Source organism: Enterococcus sp. E5-162, from assembly GCF_035725965.1.
Classification (GTDB): Bacteria; Bacillota; Bacilli; order Lactobacillales; family Enterococcaceae; genus Enterococcus_B; species Enterococcus_B lactis.
The window spans coordinates 31,526-49,825 of sequence record NZ_JAPRFV010000001.1 but is presented as its reverse complement, the minus strand read 5'-3'; the positions used below and the strand labels follow the sequence as shown (position 1 = coordinate 49,825).

14 protein-coding genes are annotated in these 18,300 nt (G+C 38.6%); 3 read left to right on the top strand and 11 right to left on the bottom strand.

Annotation, left to right across the window (positions count from 1 at the left end):
- Complete coding sequence (gene uvrB, locus OZZ83_RS00250) at positions 1-1,995, bottom strand: excinuclease ABC subunit UvrB (RefSeq protein ID WP_002292109.1); 1,995 nt, start codon at positions 1,993-1,995, stop codon at positions 1-3.
- A gap of 258 nt (positions 1,996-2,253) precedes the next feature.
- On the opposite strand from uvrB, the gene OZZ83_RS00245 reads away from it, so the two are divergent.
- Together OZZ83_RS00245 and OZZ83_RS00240 are read left to right on the top strand one after the other, a co-directional pair.
- Positions 2,254-3,756 carry an amino acid ABC transporter substrate-binding protein/permease gene (locus OZZ83_RS00245; RefSeq protein ID WP_002292110.1) on the top strand — a complete coding sequence of 501 codons (1,503 nt, stop codon included), beginning with the start codon at positions 2,254-2,256 and terminating at the stop codon, positions 3,754-3,756.
- A 1-nt stretch (position 3,757) separates the two neighbouring features.
- Positions 3,758-4,495: an amino acid ABC transporter ATP-binding protein gene (locus OZZ83_RS00240; RefSeq protein ID WP_002345968.1), complete on the top strand. Its 738-nt coding sequence runs from the start codon at positions 3,758-3,760 to the stop codon at positions 4,493-4,495.
- Positions 4,496-4,539: 44 nt separating this feature from the next.
- Here the strand turns inward: OZZ83_RS00240 and OZZ83_RS00235 are convergent, their stop codons facing one another.
- From OZZ83_RS00235 to OZZ83_RS00210, 6 genes are all read right to left on the bottom strand, one after another.
- Positions 4,540-5,688 (bottom strand): glycerate kinase, encoded by a 1,149-nt coding sequence (locus OZZ83_RS00235; RefSeq protein ID WP_002292114.1) that lies wholly within the window; start codon positions 5,686-5,688, stop codon positions 4,540-4,542.
- Between the two features lie 44 nt (positions 5,689-5,732).
- Positions 5,733-7,061, bottom strand: a complete 1,329-nt coding sequence (locus OZZ83_RS00230) for an enolase C-terminal domain-like protein (RefSeq protein WP_002292115.1) — start codon at positions 7,059-7,061, stop codon at positions 5,733-5,735.
- 42 nt (positions 7,062-7,103) lie between these two features.
- Positions 7,104-8,408 carry an SLC13 family permease gene (locus tag OZZ83_RS00225; protein WP_002313675.1) on the bottom strand — a complete coding sequence of 435 codons (1,305 nt, stop codon included), beginning with the start codon at positions 8,406-8,408 and terminating at the stop codon, positions 7,104-7,106.
- 96 nt (positions 8,409-8,504) lie between these two features.
- Entirely contained in the window at positions 8,505-9,860 is a 1,356-nt protein-coding gene (locus OZZ83_RS00220; RefSeq protein ID WP_002313674.1) for an enolase C-terminal domain-like protein, read from the bottom strand.
- A 27-nt stretch (positions 9,861-9,887) separates the two neighbouring features.
- Positions 9,888-10,784 (bottom strand): 2-hydroxy-3-oxopropionate reductase, encoded by an 897-nt coding sequence (garR, locus tag OZZ83_RS00215; protein WP_002308995.1) that lies wholly within the window; start codon positions 10,782-10,784, stop codon positions 9,888-9,890.
- 3 nt (positions 10,785-10,787) lie between these two features.
- On the bottom strand, positions 10,788-11,696 hold the full coding sequence (locus OZZ83_RS00210; RefSeq protein ID WP_002292121.1) for a dihydrodipicolinate synthase family protein: 909 nt from the start codon (positions 11,694-11,696) through the stop codon (positions 10,788-10,790).
- Positions 11,697-12,054: 358 nt separating this feature from the next.
- Between OZZ83_RS00210 and OZZ83_RS00205 the strand changes: the two genes are divergently transcribed.
- Positions 12,055-13,155, top strand: coding sequence for a CdaR family transcriptional regulator (locus OZZ83_RS00205; RefSeq protein WP_002313672.1), 1,101 nt, complete (start codon positions 12,055-12,057; stop codon positions 13,153-13,155).
- A 48-nt stretch (positions 13,156-13,203) separates the two neighbouring features.
- On the opposite strand, the gene OZZ83_RS00200 is transcribed toward OZZ83_RS00205, so the two are convergent.
- From OZZ83_RS00200 to dnaK, 4 genes are all read right to left on the bottom strand, one after another.
- Positions 13,204-14,142 carry a hypothetical protein gene (locus tag OZZ83_RS00200; protein ID WP_213365748.1) on the bottom strand — a complete coding sequence of 313 codons (939 nt, stop codon included), beginning with the start codon at positions 14,140-14,142 and terminating at the stop codon, positions 13,204-13,206.
- A gap of 2 nt (positions 14,143-14,144) precedes the next feature.
- Positions 14,145-14,771, bottom strand: a complete 627-nt coding sequence (locus tag OZZ83_RS00195) for an ATP-binding cassette domain-containing protein (protein ID WP_002320123.1) — start codon at positions 14,769-14,771, stop codon at positions 14,145-14,147.
- A gap of 352 nt (positions 14,772-15,123) precedes the next feature.
- Positions 15,124-16,290: a molecular chaperone DnaJ gene (dnaJ, locus tag OZZ83_RS00190; protein WP_002292130.1), complete on the bottom strand. Its 1,167-nt coding sequence runs from the start codon at positions 16,288-16,290 to the stop codon at positions 15,124-15,126.
- A 150-nt stretch (positions 16,291-16,440) separates the two neighbouring features.
- On the bottom strand, positions 16,441-18,270 hold the full coding sequence (gene dnaK / locus OZZ83_RS00185; protein WP_002292134.1) for a molecular chaperone DnaK: 1,830 nt from the start codon (positions 18,268-18,270) through the stop codon (positions 16,441-16,443).
- Positions 18,271-18,300 lie beyond the last annotated feature (30 nt).

Sequence of the window (18,300 nt, the reverse complement as noted above, 5' to 3'; positions counted from 1 at the left end):
CTACTTCGAAGCTTTTAATTCTAAAATCATATCTCGTACATTAGCGGCTGTTTCAAAATCCAAAGCTTTTGCCGCATCTTTCATTTCTTTTTCTAATTTCATCAATAACGTATCTTTTTCTTCCTTCGTCATTTCTTCGTACGAGACTTGTACCGCTTCTTTTGTATCATCTTCCGATTCTTTCGTAATAGAAATCAAATCTCGGATTTCTTTAATGATCGTTTTTGGAACGATCCCATGTTCTTCATTGTACTTCTGCTGAATCGTACGACGTCTTGACGTTTCATCCATCGCTAAACGCATAGAATCCGTCACCTTGTCTGCGTACATGATTACTTTCCCTTCTTCATTACGAGCAGCTCGCCCAATCGTTTGGACTAAGGAACGTTCGCTACGTAAAAAGCCTTCTTTATCTGCATCCAAGATAGCAACAAGAGAAACTTCAGGTACATCTAATCCCTCACGAAGCAAATTGATTCCGACTAACACATCAAATTCGCCTAATCGTAGATCTCGAATGATCTCTGTTCGTTCCAACGTTTTGATATCACTATGCAGATATTTGACTTTGATTCCTAATTCTTTGAAATAATCTGTGAGGTCTTCTGCCATTTTTTTCGTCAGTGTCGTTACAAATACCCGTTGATCTTTTTCGACCCGTTCATTTATTTCGCCTACTAGATCATCGATTTGTCCCATGATTGGACGGACTTCGATTACTGGATCAAGCAGCCCTGTCGGACGGATGATTTGTTGGATAACGGTATCAGTTTGTTCATATTCATATGGTCCTGGTGTCGCAGAGACATAAATGATCTGATTGACATGTTTTTCAAATTCTTCTAGACGAAGCGGTCGATTGTCTAAAGCAGATGGCAAACGGAAACCGTAATCTACTAGCATCTGTTTTCTCGCTCGGTCGCCATTATACATTCCTCTGATTTGAGGCATGGTCACGTGCGATTCGTCAGCCACGATCAAAAAATCTTCAGGAAAGAAATCCAATAGCGTATAAGGCGGTTCGCCTTCTTTACGTCCGTCCATATGCCGAGAATAATTTTCGATTCCTGAAGTGTAGCCCATTTCTAACATCATTTCAATATCATAATTGGTTCGCTGTTCTAAACGTTGAGCTTCTAGAAGTTTGTTTTCATTTCGTAAAACAGCTAAACGCTGCTCTAATTCTGCTTTGATATTCGCTACGGCATGCTCCATATGTTCGTCATTCGTCACAAAGTGAGTTGCCGGGAAGATTGCTACATGTTCCGTTTCTCCTAAAACTTCACCTGTCAGCGCATTGACTTCTCGGATACGTTCGACTTCATCTCCAAAAAACTCCACTCTTAAGGCACGTTCATCTCTTGAAGCCGGGAAAATCTCCACGACATCACCACGCACTCGAAAACGACCGCGCTGAAAATCTATATCATTTCTTTCGAACTGGATACTGACTAAGTCACGAATCAACTGGTTGCGATCTAATTCTGCTCCTTGTCGAATCGAAACGACTTGTTTTTGATACTCAAAAGGCGAACCTAATCCAAAAATACATGAAACGGATGCAATGACGATCACATCATTTCTTTCTAATAATGAACTAGTAGCCGAATGTCGTAATTTATCGATCTCATCATTTACACTTGAATCTTTTTCGATATACGTATCGCTTGAAGGCACATAAGCTTCAGGCTGATAATAATCATAATAAGAAACAAAATATTCAACAGCATTGTTAGGGAAAAATTCCTTGAATTCCCCGTACAGCTGACCAGCCAATGTTTTGTTATGGGCAATAATCAGTGTTGGTTTATTCACTTTCTCAATAAGATTGGAAATCGTATATGTTTTCCCTGTTCCAGTCGCACCTAATAAAATTTGTGCTTTTTTCCCGCCGACTACGCCATCCACTAATTGGTTAATCGCTTCAGGCTGATCACCAGCCGGTTGGTATTTCGAGACAAGCTCAAAGCGTCGGGAGGTATCTCTTTCAATCATTCTTTGTCCTCCTTTTCATTCATTCCTTTTCATTTTACGACCAATAAAAAGAAAAGGAAAGCAAAGGCATTCCTTACTAAAAAATTATACCACACCGAACATACTTTCGCCACTTTTTTCTCTCATTCTTCATGTTATTTTTTATAACATACAATGTTAGAAACTCGCATTTTTTTCATTTTTTCGAGCCTACAGTCTTGTCTGATTCAGCACTTTTCGCCTATAATAATAAAATATTGGAAATTTAGGAGGTTGATTATGAAAAGAAAGCATTTATTTCACTCATTTGTTTTCTTAATGACAGGACTTGTGACACTTGCATTTGGTCATGTTGCACAAGCTGACAACACTACAACGGCAGAGTCAAGCACAAGCGAGACAATGCAAAAAATAGAGCCCAAAAAAGACGTATACGTAATTGCTAGCGACTCTGCTTTTGCTCCATTTGAATTTCAAAACGCAAACGGCGAGTACGAGGGCATCGATGTAAAATTGATGGAAAGCATCGCCAAACTGCAAGGATTCAACATCCGAATGGACTATCGTGGATTCTCCGCTGCTTTGCAAGCTTTAGAATCAGGACAAGCAGACGGGATGATTGCCGGAATGACGGTAACGGACGAAAGAAAGAAAAGCTACGATTTTTCTGATTCTTACTTTGACAGCGGAATTCAATTAGCTGTCAAAAAAGGCGACACTTCGATCAAGTCTTATGAAGATTTGAAAGGAAAAACAGTCGGAGCAAAAGTTGGAACCGAAAGTGCAGAATTTTTAAGCGATCATGAATCTGAATACGGCTATTCTATCAAATATTTTGATGCTGCAGATCAATTGTATGACGGGTTGAAAGTTGGCGCAATTGATGCCATGATGGATGATTATCCAGTAATTGGTTATGCGATCAAACAAGGACAAGAATTGGAAACACCAATCGAAAAAGAATCTGGCGGAAAGTATGCATTTGCCGTCAAAAAAGGGCAAAACCCTGAACTTCTTAATATGTTCAATGAAGGATTGAAAGAATTAAAAAGAACAGGCGAGTACGATAAGATCATCAAAGAATATGTAGCAGATGGTTCAGAATCTTCTAGTGATTCTTCCGCAGCTGATGAATCGACATTTCTTGGACTTATCCAAAACAACTATCAAGCATTGTTAAAAGGACTTTGGCGAACGATTCTCTTGACTTTGATCTCCTTCGCTTTGGCTATAGTAATCGGTGTGATTTTTGGATTATTCAGTGTAGCACCAATACGCGCGCTTCGCACGGTTGCTAGCATTTATGTCGATATCATCCGTGGGATTCCGATGATGGTTCTTGCATTCTTTATTTTCTTTGGATTGCCTGGTATCGTTGGATTTACGATCCCCGACTTCATCGCTGGTGTTATCACCTTGACTCTTAACGCAAGTGCTTATATCGCAGAGATTGTTCGAGGCGGAATCAATGCCGTTCCTGTCGGACAAATGGAAGCTTCTAGAAGTTTGGGTCTTTCTTATAATCGGACGATGCAAAAAATCATTTTACCACAAGCGATACGCATCATGATTCCATCATTCGTGAATCAGTTCGTTATCTCATTGAAAGATACAACGATCATTTCCGCAATTGGTGTAGTCGAATTGCTACAAACTGGTAAAATCATCGTTGCACGTACGACACAAAGTACGTATGTTTATTTGATCATCGCGATCATGTACTTGATTTTGATTACAGCATTGACAAAATTAGCGAAAGTTTTAGAAAAGAAGGTGAAGTAAGATGGCAGAAAAAATCTTAGTTGAGCATCTAGTCAAAAAATACGGCGATAACACAGTATTAAACGACATCAACGTATCCATCAACGAAGGAGATGTCGTCTGTATCATCGGCCCTTCAGGTTCAGGAAAAAGTACATTCTTACGTTGCTTGAATCGTTTAGAAGAACCTTCTGACGGTGAGATCATTATTGACGGCGCCCACTTGATGGATAAAAGCACAGATATCAACTTGGTGAGACAACATATCGGAATGGTATTCCAGCACTTTAACCTATTCCCTCATCTTTCTATTTTGGAAAACATCATTTTAGCACCGATGGATCTGAAGAAAGAATCCAGAGAAGAAGCAGAGAAAAAAGCAATCAAATTGCTACAGACAGTTGGTCTAGAAGATAAAAAAGATATGTATCCTGAAATGCTTTCCGGTGGACAAAAACAGCGTGTAGCTATCGCTCGTGCTCTAGCGATGAATCCTGACATCATGCTTTTTGATGAGCCTACTTCTGCACTCGACCCTGAAATGGTCGGTGATGTCTTGAACGTCATGAAAAAATTGGCAGAACAAGGTATGACGATGGTTATCGTTACGCACGAAATGGGGTTCGCTAAAGAAGTAGCCAATCGCGTCATGTTCATTGACAACGGTAACTTTTTAGAAGATGGAACGCCTCAACAAATCTTTGAAAATCCGCAAAATGAACGGACAAAAGATTTCTTGAATAAAGTATTAAATATTTAATAAAAACCAAAAATGCACGGTCGCCATGAAGGGACCGTGTGTTTTTATCTTCTTATTTTCTCACCTAACTGTATCAGTCGCATCGCTTGTTCTCCTGCACAAACAAGCAATCGCTCTACCTGTTCCATCGCATAAGAAAGTTCCATCGGTTCATTGATGATATCAAGTACATAGTCGATACCAGTTTCATAAATGGTCGAAAGATTAGCCGAGGCACTACCGACGATAGCTATAACAGGAATATCATATTTTTTGGCTAGAATAGCAATCCCAACTGGTGCTTTTCCATTCAAAGATTGACCGTCCATTCTCCCTTCACCTGTAATGACAACATCTGCCTTTTTCATGTATTCTTCAAGCTTTAAAAGTTCAAGGATTTTCGAGATTCCTTGACACATTTCTGCATCGCAGAACGCCAACAGACCTGCTCCTAAACCACCTGCCGCACCTGCACCTTCCATTTCTAGAACGGTTATCCCTAACGTTTCTTGGATCTTTTGACCATAATGACAGAGTGCTTCATCTAATTTTAACACTTGCGCTCCAGAAGCTCCTTTTTGTTTCCCATAAATAAAAGAAGCGCCGTTTTGCCCACATAGAGGGTTGGAAACATCAGATAAAATGTAAAAAACAGTCTCTTTCAACCTTGGATTAATATTAGATATATCAATGGAATCAATCATTGCGATTTCTTTCGCGCCAAGCGCTATCTCTTTTCCATCGGCATCTTTAAAAGACACTCCCAAAGCTTGGGCCATACCCACTCCGCCGTCGTTCGTTGCACTTCCACCAATACCGATATAAATTTCTTTTACACCATGGGCTAGTACTTCATTGATGAGCTCGCCTGTTCCATAAGATGTTGCTTCCATCGGATTCATCTGATTGGTTCCAACAAGCATCAAACCGGAAGCTTGAGCCATTTCGATCACGGCACGCTCGGTATCAATCAACCCAAATTTTGCTTGAACCATTTGCTGATACGGTCCAGTCACTGTGATGTATCGATATTCTCCACCGCACCCCTCAATGATTGCATCAACAGTACCTTCTCCACCATCTGCAATCGGGATCTTGAGTACATCTGCTTGTTTCTCCACTCGTTTGATTCCTTCTTCAATAGATGCTTCTACTTCAAAAGTCGAAGCACTTCCTTTATAGGAGTCTGACGCAATGATGATTTTTTTCTTCATGCTACACCTGCTTTTTCTACCATAATCAACATGACTACTTTAAGCTATGGACGTACTAAACATGGCTTTTTGTGATCAAACGTCCATCCTGGAATTAAGAATTGCATTCCTACTGCATCATCTCTTGAATCTAATTCGTTGTCTAAATAGAGCTGATGTGCCTTTTCTACTTTCTCCATATCTAGTTCTACACCTAAACCAATGATTTCTTCTGTCAACTTGATTTTCCCATCTCTAATAACGAATGGTCTTTTTGATAATTCCTGTCCATCTTGCCAGATCCAATGAGTGTCGATGGCTGTGATCTCACCAGGTGCCGCCGCTGCTACATGCGTAAACATCGCAAGTGAGATATCAAAGTGATTATTGGAATGAGAGCCCCAAGTCAATCCAAAATCATGACACATTTGCGCTACTCTGACCGAACCATCCATTGTCCAGAAATGGGGATCTGCTAATGGGATAGATACGCTTTGCAAAGCTACAGAATGTTGCATTTGTCGCCAGTCTGTAGCTACCATATTTGTGGCTGTTGGTAATCCAGTTGCTTTTCTGAATTCCGCTAATGCTTCTCTTCCCGATAATCCATTCTCAGCCCCACAAGGATCTTCCGCATAAGATAAGATACCATTCATTCCCTTGCATAAATCAATTGCTTCTTGCAAAGACCATGCGCCATTTGGATCTAGCGTGATCCTAGAGTTTGGAAAAGCTTTTTTCAAAGCACAGATCGTCTTTATCTCTTCCTCACCTTCTAAGACGCCTCCTTTTAATTTGAAATCCTTAAAACCGTATCTTTCATGTGCAGCTTTCGCTAAAGAGACGATCGAATCAGAAGTCAATGCTTCTTCTCTTCTCAGTCGACCCCATTCATCAGACTCATCGTCACCTAGCAAATAAGGCAACGTCGTTTGTCTAGAATCTGCAATATAAAACAGATATCCTAGAACGTCTATCTCATCTCTTTGCTGTCCATTTCCTAAAAGCGCAGCAACTGGAACTTGAAAGAACTTGCCTAATAGATCAAGAAAAGCTGATTCAATAGCTGTTACTGCGTGAATCGTTGTGCGCAAATCATAAGTCTGCAATCCTCGACCACTACTATCCAAATGATTGAAATTATGATGGACTTTCTTCAACACATTTTTATATTCACCGATTGTTTTACCAATAAGCAGTTGCTTTGCGTCTTCTAAAACCTTTTGGATATTTTTCCCTCCCGGCACTTCTCCTACACCGATTTCTCCATTGTCTGCTGTCATCAAAAATAGATTTCTCGTAAAATAGGGGCCATGAGCACCGCTTAGATTCAGTAGCATACTGTCATAACCTGCGATTGGTATAACTTTTGTATCAATTATTTTCGGAATCATCTTTTTTCTCCTTTTTGTTTTAATTTCTAATTGCCTAGCTTATTAAAAAATTCCTATAGCAAATCCTACCAACGTCCAAAAGATGCTGATTCCCCACAATTTGAAGAAAGAAAAGCGAATATACTCTCTAATTGTTTCTCCTCCAAGGTCGCAGGCCATGATGATTTGAGGCTGTGCCACGATAGAAGCAAATGCACCAACATTGAAAAATAACGCTAACACGATAATATCTGCAGCAACTCCATATTGTTCTCCTACTGCTGTTATAATGGGAACTAAGGCAAAATACCAAGTATCATTAGTGAAAATGAACATCAAAGGTGTACTCAACAGTGCGATAATGATATGAAGATAGGGTCCCATAGAAGAAGGCACGATCTCAACTAAAGTCATGACCATTTGTTCCATCATCCCCGTTCCTTCCAATACACCAACTACGACTCCTGACATAAAGACGATCGGTGCTATGGGATAGGTAGCCGCAGCATATTTGCTGACCAGCTTGTTTTGCATCTTGCGATCTGGATAATTGATCACTAGTGCAAGGATTAAACCAACGGCAAAAATATAAAATTCTGGAAAAGAAGTAACGATAAGTAGCGTGACCACAGCTATTGTCAAGCAGAGATTGAACCAAAAAAGTTTAGGTCTTGACATTTCGGAAAGCTCTGGTTCTTCTCCCACTAATGTACCTGCTTCTATATTCTTTTTAATGAATCCATTTCTTTTTTGGCTTTTCTTTCCTAAAAAATAAGCGAATATCATGGTCAAAATCGTCATCAATATCATCAAAGGAATTAGTTTTAAAAAGACATGCATCGCCGGACTATCGACATTTGGCAACAATGCAGCAGCCCGGAGCACCCGTGCATTCCAAGGTTTAATCGTTCCTAACATCGTACCAAGTGAAGTCAAAAAAACCAGAATCATCGGATCAATCTTTAATTTTTTAAACAACGGTAATAGTAATGGGATAACAATCAAATAAGTAGACATGACACTCCCGTCTAATGTTGCAAGGATAGCCAACGGTACAGTAAAACTACACAGGATTGGTCCACCAATCTTCATTTTCTTCAGCACTTTATAGATCAAAATCTCAAATAATCCAGCATCTGTCATTAATGCAAAATACGGTAACGAGAACATAATCATTAAAAAGATACTTCTAGTGAGATCTAGTCCAGATATAATATGTTCTGTTGTCTTGGATAAATCAGCACCGCTTAGAAATGAAAAAACAAGGGGCAAAATCGCAAAACAAACCAAAATATTCAGTTTATCTTTCATTAGCAGAAAAGTGATGACTCCCATCATTGCGAAGCCTAAAATTGCTAAATAACTCATGCCGTAATCTCCTTCAACCATTTTTTCATAATTGATCCAGCTGGCAAGAATAGGAGAAAAGTCAGCTAGTTTCATCAATTATCTTTTATTACATGTTTAGCGCACCAAACAAGGTCTACTTGAATCAAACATCCAACCTTTAATTAAATATTGCATTGCTAACGAGTCATCACGATCCCTATATTTCTTTTCAATTTTTTGATATAGGTGATGCGCTGATTCAAGTTTTTCCATATCTATTTCGATGCCTAATCCAGGCTTATCTGTCACTTTGATTTTTCCATCACGAATAACTAAAGGATCTTTGCATAACGCCTGTCCATCTTGCCAAATCCAGTGTGTATCAATAGGAGTGATTTTTCCAGGAGCCGCTGCTGCACATTGCGCAAATACAGCTAAGGAAATATCAAAATGATTATTAGAATGCGATCCCCAAGTCAATCCGAAATCAGCTAATATTTGAGCCATACGAATACTTCCATTCAACGTCCAAAAATGAGGATCAGCCAACACGATATCTACAGCTTTTGTTTCTAAGGCATGATAGAATTGTCGCCAATTCGTCGCAATCATGTTCGTTGCCACTTGATGCCTTGTAGCTGTCTTGAATTCTGACATGATCTCACGACTAGAAAATCCTTGTTCAGGACCACATGGATCTTCGACATAGGAAATCATTGATAATTTGTCTTTACACAGATCAATTGCTTCTTCTAAAGACCATGCACCATTTGGATCGATATTGATTCGTGCATCGGGGAAAGCGTCGTGCAGTGCTTCTATCGCTTTCATCTCTGCTTCCCCCGAAAAAACTCCGCCTTTCAACTTGAAATTATTGAACCCATATCTTTCTTTCACCGCTTTTGCTTGAGCAACAATTTCTTCAGGTGTCAATGTTTCTTTTCGACGAAGTTCGTCCCATTTATCTTTACATGAAGATTCCACTAAATATGGCAAATCAGTCTTCTCGCAATCTGCGATATAAAATAGATAGCCAAGGACTTCAACTTCGGCTCGCTGTCTTCCATCTCCAAGCAATGTACACATCGGCATATTTAGATGCTTTCCTAATAGATCAAGCATAGCGCATTCAACTGCTGCTTCTGCTTGAACAACAAATTTCATATTTTTCAAATCTAAACCTTGCAGACCCTGTCCATCATTTCCTTTTGCCAACCAACCTTTTTTACGAATAGTTGTAATCACTTGTCGGTAATCAGCAATTTTCTGACCTTCTACCAAAGGAATATAACTTTCTAGCATCTTTGTAATATCTTCTCCGCCATGAATCTCTCCCACTCCTCTTTGACCAGTCTCATCTTCTAAAACAACGATATTCCTTGTAAAGTAAGGGGCGTGGGCTCCACTGAGAGTCAGAGTCATACTGTCATAACCTGCTACTGGATAGACAGCCATTTTCATTATTTTGGGTATCGTATCAATCGTTCTCATACACTAGTTCCTCTCTCTTTACGAAAATCAAACTGTATCTTTACTTTCGATTGTCAAGTTATTTATTTTTTCGTAGTAACACGCAATAGCTGAATGATCTTTTTTCTCCAAACCGTCATTTTTTAGTACTTGCATGATTTCCATCAATTGAGCTGTCAAAGGAATTCCGGCATTTATCATATGTGAGGTATCTAACGCATTCTGTAGATCTTTGATGTGCAACTCTATTCTGAATCCTGGATCAAAATCTCGGTTCAAAATCATCGGTGATTTAGCATCCATAACCGTACTCCCTGCTAATCCACCACGAATCCCTTGATAGACCAACTCGGGATCAGCACCTGCTTTAGTAGCAAAGGATAAAGCTTCACCGACAGCGGCGATATTGATTGCGACGATTATTTGATTAGCTAGTTTAGCAATGTTTCCCGCACCTACCTCACCTATATAAGTGACTGAACTTGCCATTGATAGGAGCAACTCATAGCATTGATCAAAAACTTTCTTTTTCCCACCGACCATAACAGCGATTGTTCCGTCAATTGCTTTTGGTTCTCCTCCAGATACCGGCGCATCTAAGAACTCTACTCCAAGTCCTGCAAGCTTTTCTGCAAATCGCTGACTAGAAACAGGATTAATCGAACTCATATCGATTACGATCTTGCCTTCACTGATTCCAGCGGCTATCCCTTCTTCTGAAAACAATGCGGCTTCCACATTCGGAGAATTCGGTAACATAGTAATTACGATATCTGATTGATTTGCTAACTCCTGACTATTTTTTGCTGTTGAAGCTCCAGCTGCTGCAACTTCATCCATATTCGATTGATTGAAATCATAACAGATAACCTCATAACCATCTTTTATTAGATTTTTTGCCATTGGTTTACCCATGATTCCTAGTCCTACAAATCCGATTTTCATTTCTTATTCCTCCATATCTCGTTTATTTATGATTTTTTCAAGTACTTCAGACATTTCTTTCTTTAATTGATCGGAAGACGTCGTGTTCGGTAAAATACTTGCTCCAACATCTAGTCCAATCAAATTACAAGCATCTTTTGTAGCTATTGGAAATGATGCACGGTCAAACATATTCCTAAATTCTGTCAATTCAAATTGCGCGTTTCGCGCGGAAGACAAGTCGCCAGTGCAATAATGTTCATAAATAGAGACGACTAATTCAGGGACAACATTCGCTGTAGATGCAACTGCGCCGACCGCCCCATAGACAAGAGATCCTAAAATCAAGGTGTCTCTTCCAGCCATTACTTTGAACTCCTCATTCTCAGTACGTCGAATATATTCTGCTGTCAAATGTACATTCCCACTACTATCCTTAATTCCAACAATATTCGGATACTGGGAAAGACGAACGACCAAAGAAACACTTAGACTATATCCAACTTTTCCAGGATTGTTATATAGCAAAACAGGTAGATGAGGCACAGCCTTTGCAATCGTGATTATGTGTTGATACAATTCGTCATCTGTAGGAGAAATGAACATCGGTGGCAAGATCGATAAACCATCAGCACCGTTTTCCTCTGCTGTTTTTGCCATCAACACTCCTTCCTTCGTCGTGATCGATCCAATACCCATATAAACTGGTACACGTTTATTGGCTGATTTAACGATTGTTTGGAGACCTTTCTTTTGTTCCTCTTTATCAATCGCAAAAAACTCTCCGTTACTTCCAAATGCTAAAATACCATTGACGCCTCCTTGAATCACATGTTCAACCATTCGTTCTAATGGTGCAGTTTTTATCTGATTCTCTTGATTTACCGGTGTAACAATTGGGACGATAATCCCTTTGACTTTTTCAATATCCATGCATTCTCCTCCTAGGGATGTTCATCACAACATAAAAGTGATTTTTTTCACAATCGTTTCTTCAATATTCATGCTACAAATCAATATCGCAATAATTATAAGAACGTTTTCATAATAAAAAGTATATATTTTCACAATGATTTAGGGTATGGTACAGGTAACAGAAATAATTCATCTTTTGATAAGATTATTCGTTATCCATCACAATTATCGATGATTTCTACAGGATAATAATCATTTTTTTTAAAAATAAATGTTATATTAGAAGTCTTGTTGATTTATTATTGAATTTCCTTTATATTTTTATGTAAACGTTACCTTTTGCTGTTTTACTGTATTTTCTTACAAGGAGAACTAGATGAACATCTCTAAACAATTAGCACGGAATATTGTCAAAAATCTCAAAGATGTACTAAAACAAGAAATCAACTTTATCGATACAGAGGGCATAATCATTGCAAGCACCGATGAGGAACGGATCAGGACCCTCCATGAAGGGGCAAAAATCGTTTTGGATACGAAAAAAGAAGTTTTTATCAGCGAAGACGGCCAATTCAAAGGAACGAAGCGTGGAATCAACGCCCCGGTGTATTTTGAACAACATATCATCGGTATAATTGGACTGACCGGTGGAAAGGAAGTGAAAAAGTATGCTGAAATTTTAAAAAAAATGACAGAAATACTCATAAAAGAGGCATATCTGAAAGATTTTACTTTTCAATTAAGGGAGAGACATCGTCTGACGATCGAATCGCTATTGTTTCCTTTCAGTCATTTTGACTCTCCTCACTTGATCGAGCTTGATTTTTCTTCTCCATATTATGTAGTTGTGGGGCAACTTCCTGACAATCAGGAATTGTATCAAGAGCAGATCACCCCTTTATTAGAGTTACTTGAAAGGGTCTTTTCTTACTACAGTCAGGCTTTGTTCACTGTACATAGGCAACAAATCATTATCCTAGTCAATCGCATTTCCAGAGCCTTATTGATATCGTTACTTGACAAAGTCCAGACAAATTTTGACAAATCGTATCAGTTACAACTGAACTTCGGAATTGGGTCGCTTTGTTATACAGAGCAGGAGACACCGCAATCTTTCCTTCATGCCCAGCATGCTTGTGAATGGATAACTTTCCATCAATCTGTGAACGAGATCCGCTTTTTTGAAGATTTAGACCTCGGGATCCTTTTACCAGCAATCCCATCAGGTCAACGATCATTATATGTAAACCGTATTTTGAAAAGCTTGACAGAAGAAGAAGTACATTTATTCAAGAAAACTTTGACATGCTTCAGTAAAAATAACGGAAGTATCAAAAAATGTGCAGAAGAATTATTTATTCATAAAAACACCTTGCAATATCGACTGAATAAACTCCATTCTCTCACTGGTTATAACCCTAGAAACTATGATGATTATCTTATTCTAAAGCTAGCTTTTTTGTTGATACAAATATGACGATTACAAAAAACCAGATGAACATAAGGTTGTCCGTCTGGTTTCTACTTATTTCTCAGTAGGACTGCTCCACATTCGTTGTAATTTTTCCATCGTCCATATATAAATAATGATGCCTATACCGATAATCACAATATATTCTATACCAAACTCAACCCGCGTCCCCGAATTGATCCTAAAAGTTGAAGCGTTTGTGTTAAATATTTTAGGATATAGATATAACAAAATATTCTTGAGATCATATTTTCCTAGTGGTGGCAAAAAAAGAAAATAACTTCCTAAGAGACATAGGCTGACGAAAGAATTCTTTACGACTGTTGTAAAATAATAACAAACTAAAAAGGAAAGAAATGCAAACCCCAATAGGACACTCAATTGAAGCGGCGCTTTCTCAAGATAAGATATTTGCCTAATTAACGCTTCATCGATTTGTGTCGATTTGTCAGCCTGAACAAAAAATCTTGAAAAAGACTGCAACATCAAAAATAAAATGAGGGAAGCAAGTATAAAAATAATTAAACTAAGAAACCCCGCTCCTATCTTATGACGATTGATTTGCCATTGAGAATCCAAACAGCGCCTGATTTTCATTGTATGGTATTTGATATCTGCATTTGCTATTACTATCCCGTATACCCCCGAAAAAAAAGGAAAGAGAACAAAAAACGAAGAAGACAATAATTGGTTGACCCCGTTTTGGACATTTAAAGCAGCAAAACTGGAATGATAAGCAACGTAATGATATTTCAACGGATTGTCAACTATTTCAGTATTTTCGTTCATACTGATAGAAAAAGGTTGTTCAAGTATTTCTTGGATCGTTTCACCCCTTGCCAAGGCTTCCTCTACATAATATTGGAAATGACGAAGATGACTTTGAATGAGCATTACTTGAGAAACGAACATCAAAGTAGAAAGCAACAATATTATTGAAAGAAAAAGGTAAAATATTTTCAAACGTCTTTGATAATAAAATTCAAAAAGCATTTTTACCTCCTTTTTGTTGAAATAAAAAAGCTGCGTAGATCCTCGGATGTGATAGGTTCTATTTTTCCGTTTTTTACATTTAATAACTCATCAGCCATTTCCAAGTAATATTCTTCATGACCACTTAAGATGACTGTAGCTTCTTTTTTCAGCTGAACCAAGCAATAAAGCAGCACTTTCCGATTCTTTTGATCTAATCCATTCAACACTTCATCTAATAAAACAACTCGGGGCGCAAGCAACAATAGCAATAGCAGCGAAAGTATCTTTTTTTCTCCCAGAGAATAGTTCTTGACTTTCACATACGATAAAAATGAAAGGGGTAAAAAATCGATTTTTTGTTTAGAGATTAGTTCTTTTATTTGCCGATTTTTTGTCAGTAAAATCAGATTATCTAATCCAGTTAGATTCAAGTAAAAAGGGGTAGAGTCAAAAACACAAAAACAACTACCTGTTTTTTCAATCGTTCCCGAGTAGCTATCAATACCGACAATGCAGCGAAATAAAGTCGTTTTGCCAATGCCATTATCCCCATAAAGATAATAGATTTTATTTTGATCAAATGTGAATGACAGATGATCAAATAAGATTTTTTGCCCAAATCGTTTAGAAAAATCAATAAGTTTCATAGACAAACTCCTGAATAGATTAGTACCATGTAGAACCACCATTACCATGTACTCCAACCATATACTTTTTTAATTTCTTCAATCAAAATGAACTAATTCAATCAATCGAGTTTTTTATTTATTTATATTTTACCAAAATATAGTAATGGCTCATTATCAACTTTTTATCAATATAGAAAGTGATAGCCATCCCCTTATTTCATTTCTTAGATTCCTTTTTCCCCTAATAAACGCTATTGAAAACTAGCATTACTAAGTGTTAATACATAAAAAAATAAAAGACTTACCATTTTTTCTAGAAATAGAAAATTTTGGTAAGTCTTTTTGACACTTGTGTTTTTTACTAGAAAAGCTACTTCCGCTTTTTCCCACCAAAAGCATCTTTGAATTTATCGAAGAAACCATCTTCTTGTTGTTCTTCTACTTTGATGCCGCCAGCTTCAGCGAATGCACGTAACGCTTCTCTTTGTTGTTCATTTAGATTTTTCGGCGTGATCAGTTTTACTTTGACATGTTGGTCGCCTGTTGCACCACCACGTAACTTTGGAGCGCCTTTTCCACGTAAACGGAAGTTCGTACCTGTCTGTGTACCAGCAGGAATCTTCAGTTTCACATCTCCATGGACAGTTGGTACTTGGACTTCATCCCCCAAAGCTGCTTGTACAAAACTTAAAGGCAATTCATAGTAGATTTCAGAGCCTTCACGGTCAAAGATATCACTTTCTTCTACACGGAAGACCACATACAAATCACCAAATGGTCCGCCGTTTTCTCCGGCTTCTCCTTGACCAGCTAAACGCATTTGTTGTCCTTCTTCTACCCCAGCTGGTACATTCACTTTGACTGAGTGAGCTTTCTTCTCATGACCTGAGCCATGACAGGTTGGACAAGGTTCTTTGATTTCTTTTCCTGTACCATGACAAACATCACAAGTTTGACGGCTCATCACTCGTCCAAGCGGTGTTTGGCGTTCTACATTGATCGTACCTGCACCATGGCATTTATGACAAGTAGTTGGTTGCGTACCTGGTTTTGCCCCATTTCCGCCACAAGTATGACAGATTTCTTCCCGATTGTACTTGATTTCTTTCTCTACGCCAAAAATTGCTTCTTCAAAAGATAAGTCGATCGTATATTGCAAATCAGCACCTTGACGAGGCGCATTGGGATCGACTGAACGACCTCCCCCTCCAAAGAACGAGTCGAAGATATCTTCAAAACCACCGAAGCCGCCGCCAGAGAAGCCGCCGAATCCACCAAATCCGCCACCAGCTCCACCAGCACCGTAATTTGGATCTGTACCTGCATGCCCGTATTGGTCATATGCAGCGCGTTTTTGCGGATCACTTAAAATTTCATAAGCTTCTGATACTTCTTTAAATTTTTCTTCTGCATCAGGTTCTTTATTGATATCAGGATGGTATTTTTTTGAAAGCTTACGATAAGCTTTCTTTATTTCATCTTCTGATGCTCCTTTTGAGAGCCCTAAGACTTCATAATAATCACGTTTTGTTGCCATAGGCTTTCCTCCTATTGGTTCTCATCATTTTCACGTCGCTTGTTATCATATCATATTTTGTTTGAAACAAAAACCGATACTTCAAACTATTTTTCAAAAGAAAAAGCCAAAGTAGCAACTTTGGCCTTCTCTCGAAATTCAGTGAACTGATTATTTATCGTCGCCATCGACTTCTTCAAAATCAGCATCAACGACATCATCTGCTCCGCCTTGAGCTGCTTCTGGGTTTTCTTGAGCTTGTTGTTGTGCCGCTTGTTCATATAGTTTAACAGTCAAGTTTTGAACGATTTCGTTCAATGCATCGCGTTTAGTTTTCATTTCTTCAATGTTGTTTGCTTCAACAGCGGCTTTCAATTCATCGCGAGCTGTTTCTGCTTTTTTCACTTCTTCTTCGTCTACTTTGCCTTCTAATTCTTTCAATGTTTTGTCCACAGAGAATAGCAATGCGTCTACATCATTACGTAGGTCAACTTCCTCTTTACGAGCTTTATCTGCTTCAGCGTTTGCTTCTGCATCTTTTACCATACGTTCGATTTCTTCGTCTGTTAGACCTGAAGAAGATTTAATCGTGATTTTTTGTTCTTTTTGTGTACCTAAATCTTTCGCAGATACATTTACAATCCCGTTTTTATCAATATCGAATGTTACTTCGATTTGTGGGATACCACGAGGAGCTGCTGGAATATCTGTCAATTGGAATCTTCCTAGTGTTTTGTTGTCAGCAGCCATTGGGCGTTCACCTTGTAATACATGGATGTCTACTGCTGGTTGATTATCTGCTGCAGTTGAGAACACTTGTGATTTACTTGTTGGGATCGTTGTATTGCGGTCAATCAATTTAGTGAATACACCGCCCATTGTTTCGATACCTAATGACAATGGCGTAACGTCAAGTAAAACAACATCTTTTACATCACCAGTGATCACGCCGCCTTGTATAGCAGCACCCATCGCAACTACTTCATCAGGGTTAACTGATTTGTTTGGTTCTTTTCCTGTTTCTTTACGTACTGCTTCTACAACTGCAGGGATACGAGTAGATCCACCGACCAAAATAACTTCGTCGATTTCTGATTGTGATAAACCTGCATCTTTTAGTGCTTGACGTACTGGTACTTTCGTACGTTCTACTAAGTCAGCTGTTAATTCATCAAATTTTGCACGTGTCAATGTCATTTCCAAGTGCAATGGTCCAGATTCACCGGCTGTGATAAATGGCAAACTGATTTGTGTGCTTGATACGCCAGATAAATCTTTTTTCGCTTTTTCAGCGGCATCTTTCAAGCGTTGTAACGCCATTTTGTCTTGAGATAAGTCAATGCTGTTTTCTTTTTTGAATTCTGCTACCATGTAGTCGATGATTTTGTTATCAAAGTCATCCCCACCTAGATGGTTGTCACCAGCTGTTGACAATACATCAAAGACACCGTCTCCTAATTCAAGGATTGATACGTCAAAAGTACCACCACCAAGGTCGAATACTAAGATTTTTTCGTCACGATCTGTTTTATCCAAACCATAAGCAAGAGCAGCTGCAGTTGGTTCATTAACGATACGTTCTACTTCTAAACCAGCGATTTTACCAGCATCTTTTGTTGCTTGACGTTGTGCATCGTTAAAGTAAGCTGGTACAGTAATAACTGCTTTTTCGACTTTTTCACCTAAGTAATCTTCTGCAAATCCTTTAATATATTGAAGAATCATTGCTGAGATTTCTTGAGGTGTGTATGATTTGCCTTCTACATCTACTTTGTAACCAGCTTCACCGATATGGCGTTTGATTGATGAAATCGTATTTGGGTTTGTTACAGCTTGACGTTTTGCCACTTCCCCTACTTGGATTTCTCCATTTTTGAATGATACAACAGAAGGTGTTGTACGGTTTCCTTCTGGGTTAGCGATGATTTTTGCTTCGTTTCCTTCTAGTACTGCTACTGCAGAGTTAGTCGTACCTAAGTCAATACCGATAATTTTACTCATAATTAACGTCTCCTTCTTTAATTGAAAGTG

Excerpts from the sequence above, each read along its gene's own strand:
- uvrB (WP_002292109.1), bottom strand. The coding sequence starts at position 1,995 with ATGATTGAAAGAGATACCTCCCGACGCTTTGAGCTTGTCTCGAAATAC.
- OZZ83_RS00245 (WP_002292110.1), top strand. The coding sequence starts at position 2,254 with ATGAAAAGAAAGCATTTATTTCACTCATTTGTTTTCTTAATGACAGGA.
- OZZ83_RS00240 (WP_002345968.1), top strand. The coding sequence starts at position 3,758 with ATGGCAGAAAAAATCTTAGTTGAGCATCTAGTCAAAAAATACGGCGAT.
- OZZ83_RS00235 (WP_002292114.1), bottom strand. The coding sequence starts at position 5,688 with ATGAAGAAAAAAATCATCATTGCGTCAGACTCCTATAAAGGAAGTGCT.
- OZZ83_RS00230 (WP_002292115.1), bottom strand. The coding sequence starts at position 7,061 with ATGATTCCGAAAATAATTGATACAAAAGTTATACCAATCGCAGGTTAT.
- OZZ83_RS00225 (WP_002313675.1), bottom strand. The coding sequence starts at position 8,408 with ATGAGTTATTTAGCAATTTTAGGCTTCGCAATGATGGGAGTCATCACT.
- OZZ83_RS00220 (WP_002313674.1), bottom strand. The coding sequence starts at position 9,860 with ATGAGAACGATTGATACGATACCCAAAATAATGAAAATGGCTGTCTAT.
- garR (WP_002308995.1), bottom strand. The coding sequence starts at position 10,784 with ATGAAAATCGGATTTGTAGGACTAGGAATCATGGGTAAACCAATGGCA.
- OZZ83_RS00210 (WP_002292121.1), bottom strand. The coding sequence starts at position 11,696 with ATGGATATTGAAAAAGTCAAAGGGATTATCGTCCCAATTGTTACACCG.
- OZZ83_RS00205 (WP_002313672.1), top strand. The coding sequence starts at position 12,055 with ATGAACATCTCTAAACAATTAGCACGGAATATTGTCAAAAATCTCAAA.
- OZZ83_RS00200 (WP_213365748.1), bottom strand. The coding sequence starts at position 14,142 with ATGCTTTTTGAATTTTATTATCAAAGACGTTTGAAAATATTTTACCTT.
- OZZ83_RS00195 (WP_002320123.1), bottom strand. The coding sequence starts at position 14,771 with ATGAAACTTATTGATTTTTCTAAACGATTTGGGCAAAAAATCTTATTT.
- dnaJ (WP_002292130.1), bottom strand. The coding sequence starts at position 16,290 with ATGGCAACAAAACGTGATTATTATGAAGTCTTAGGGCTCTCAAAAGGA.
- dnaK (WP_002292134.1), bottom strand. The coding sequence starts at position 18,270 with ATGAGTAAAATTATCGGTATTGACTTAGGTACGACTAACTCTGCAGTA.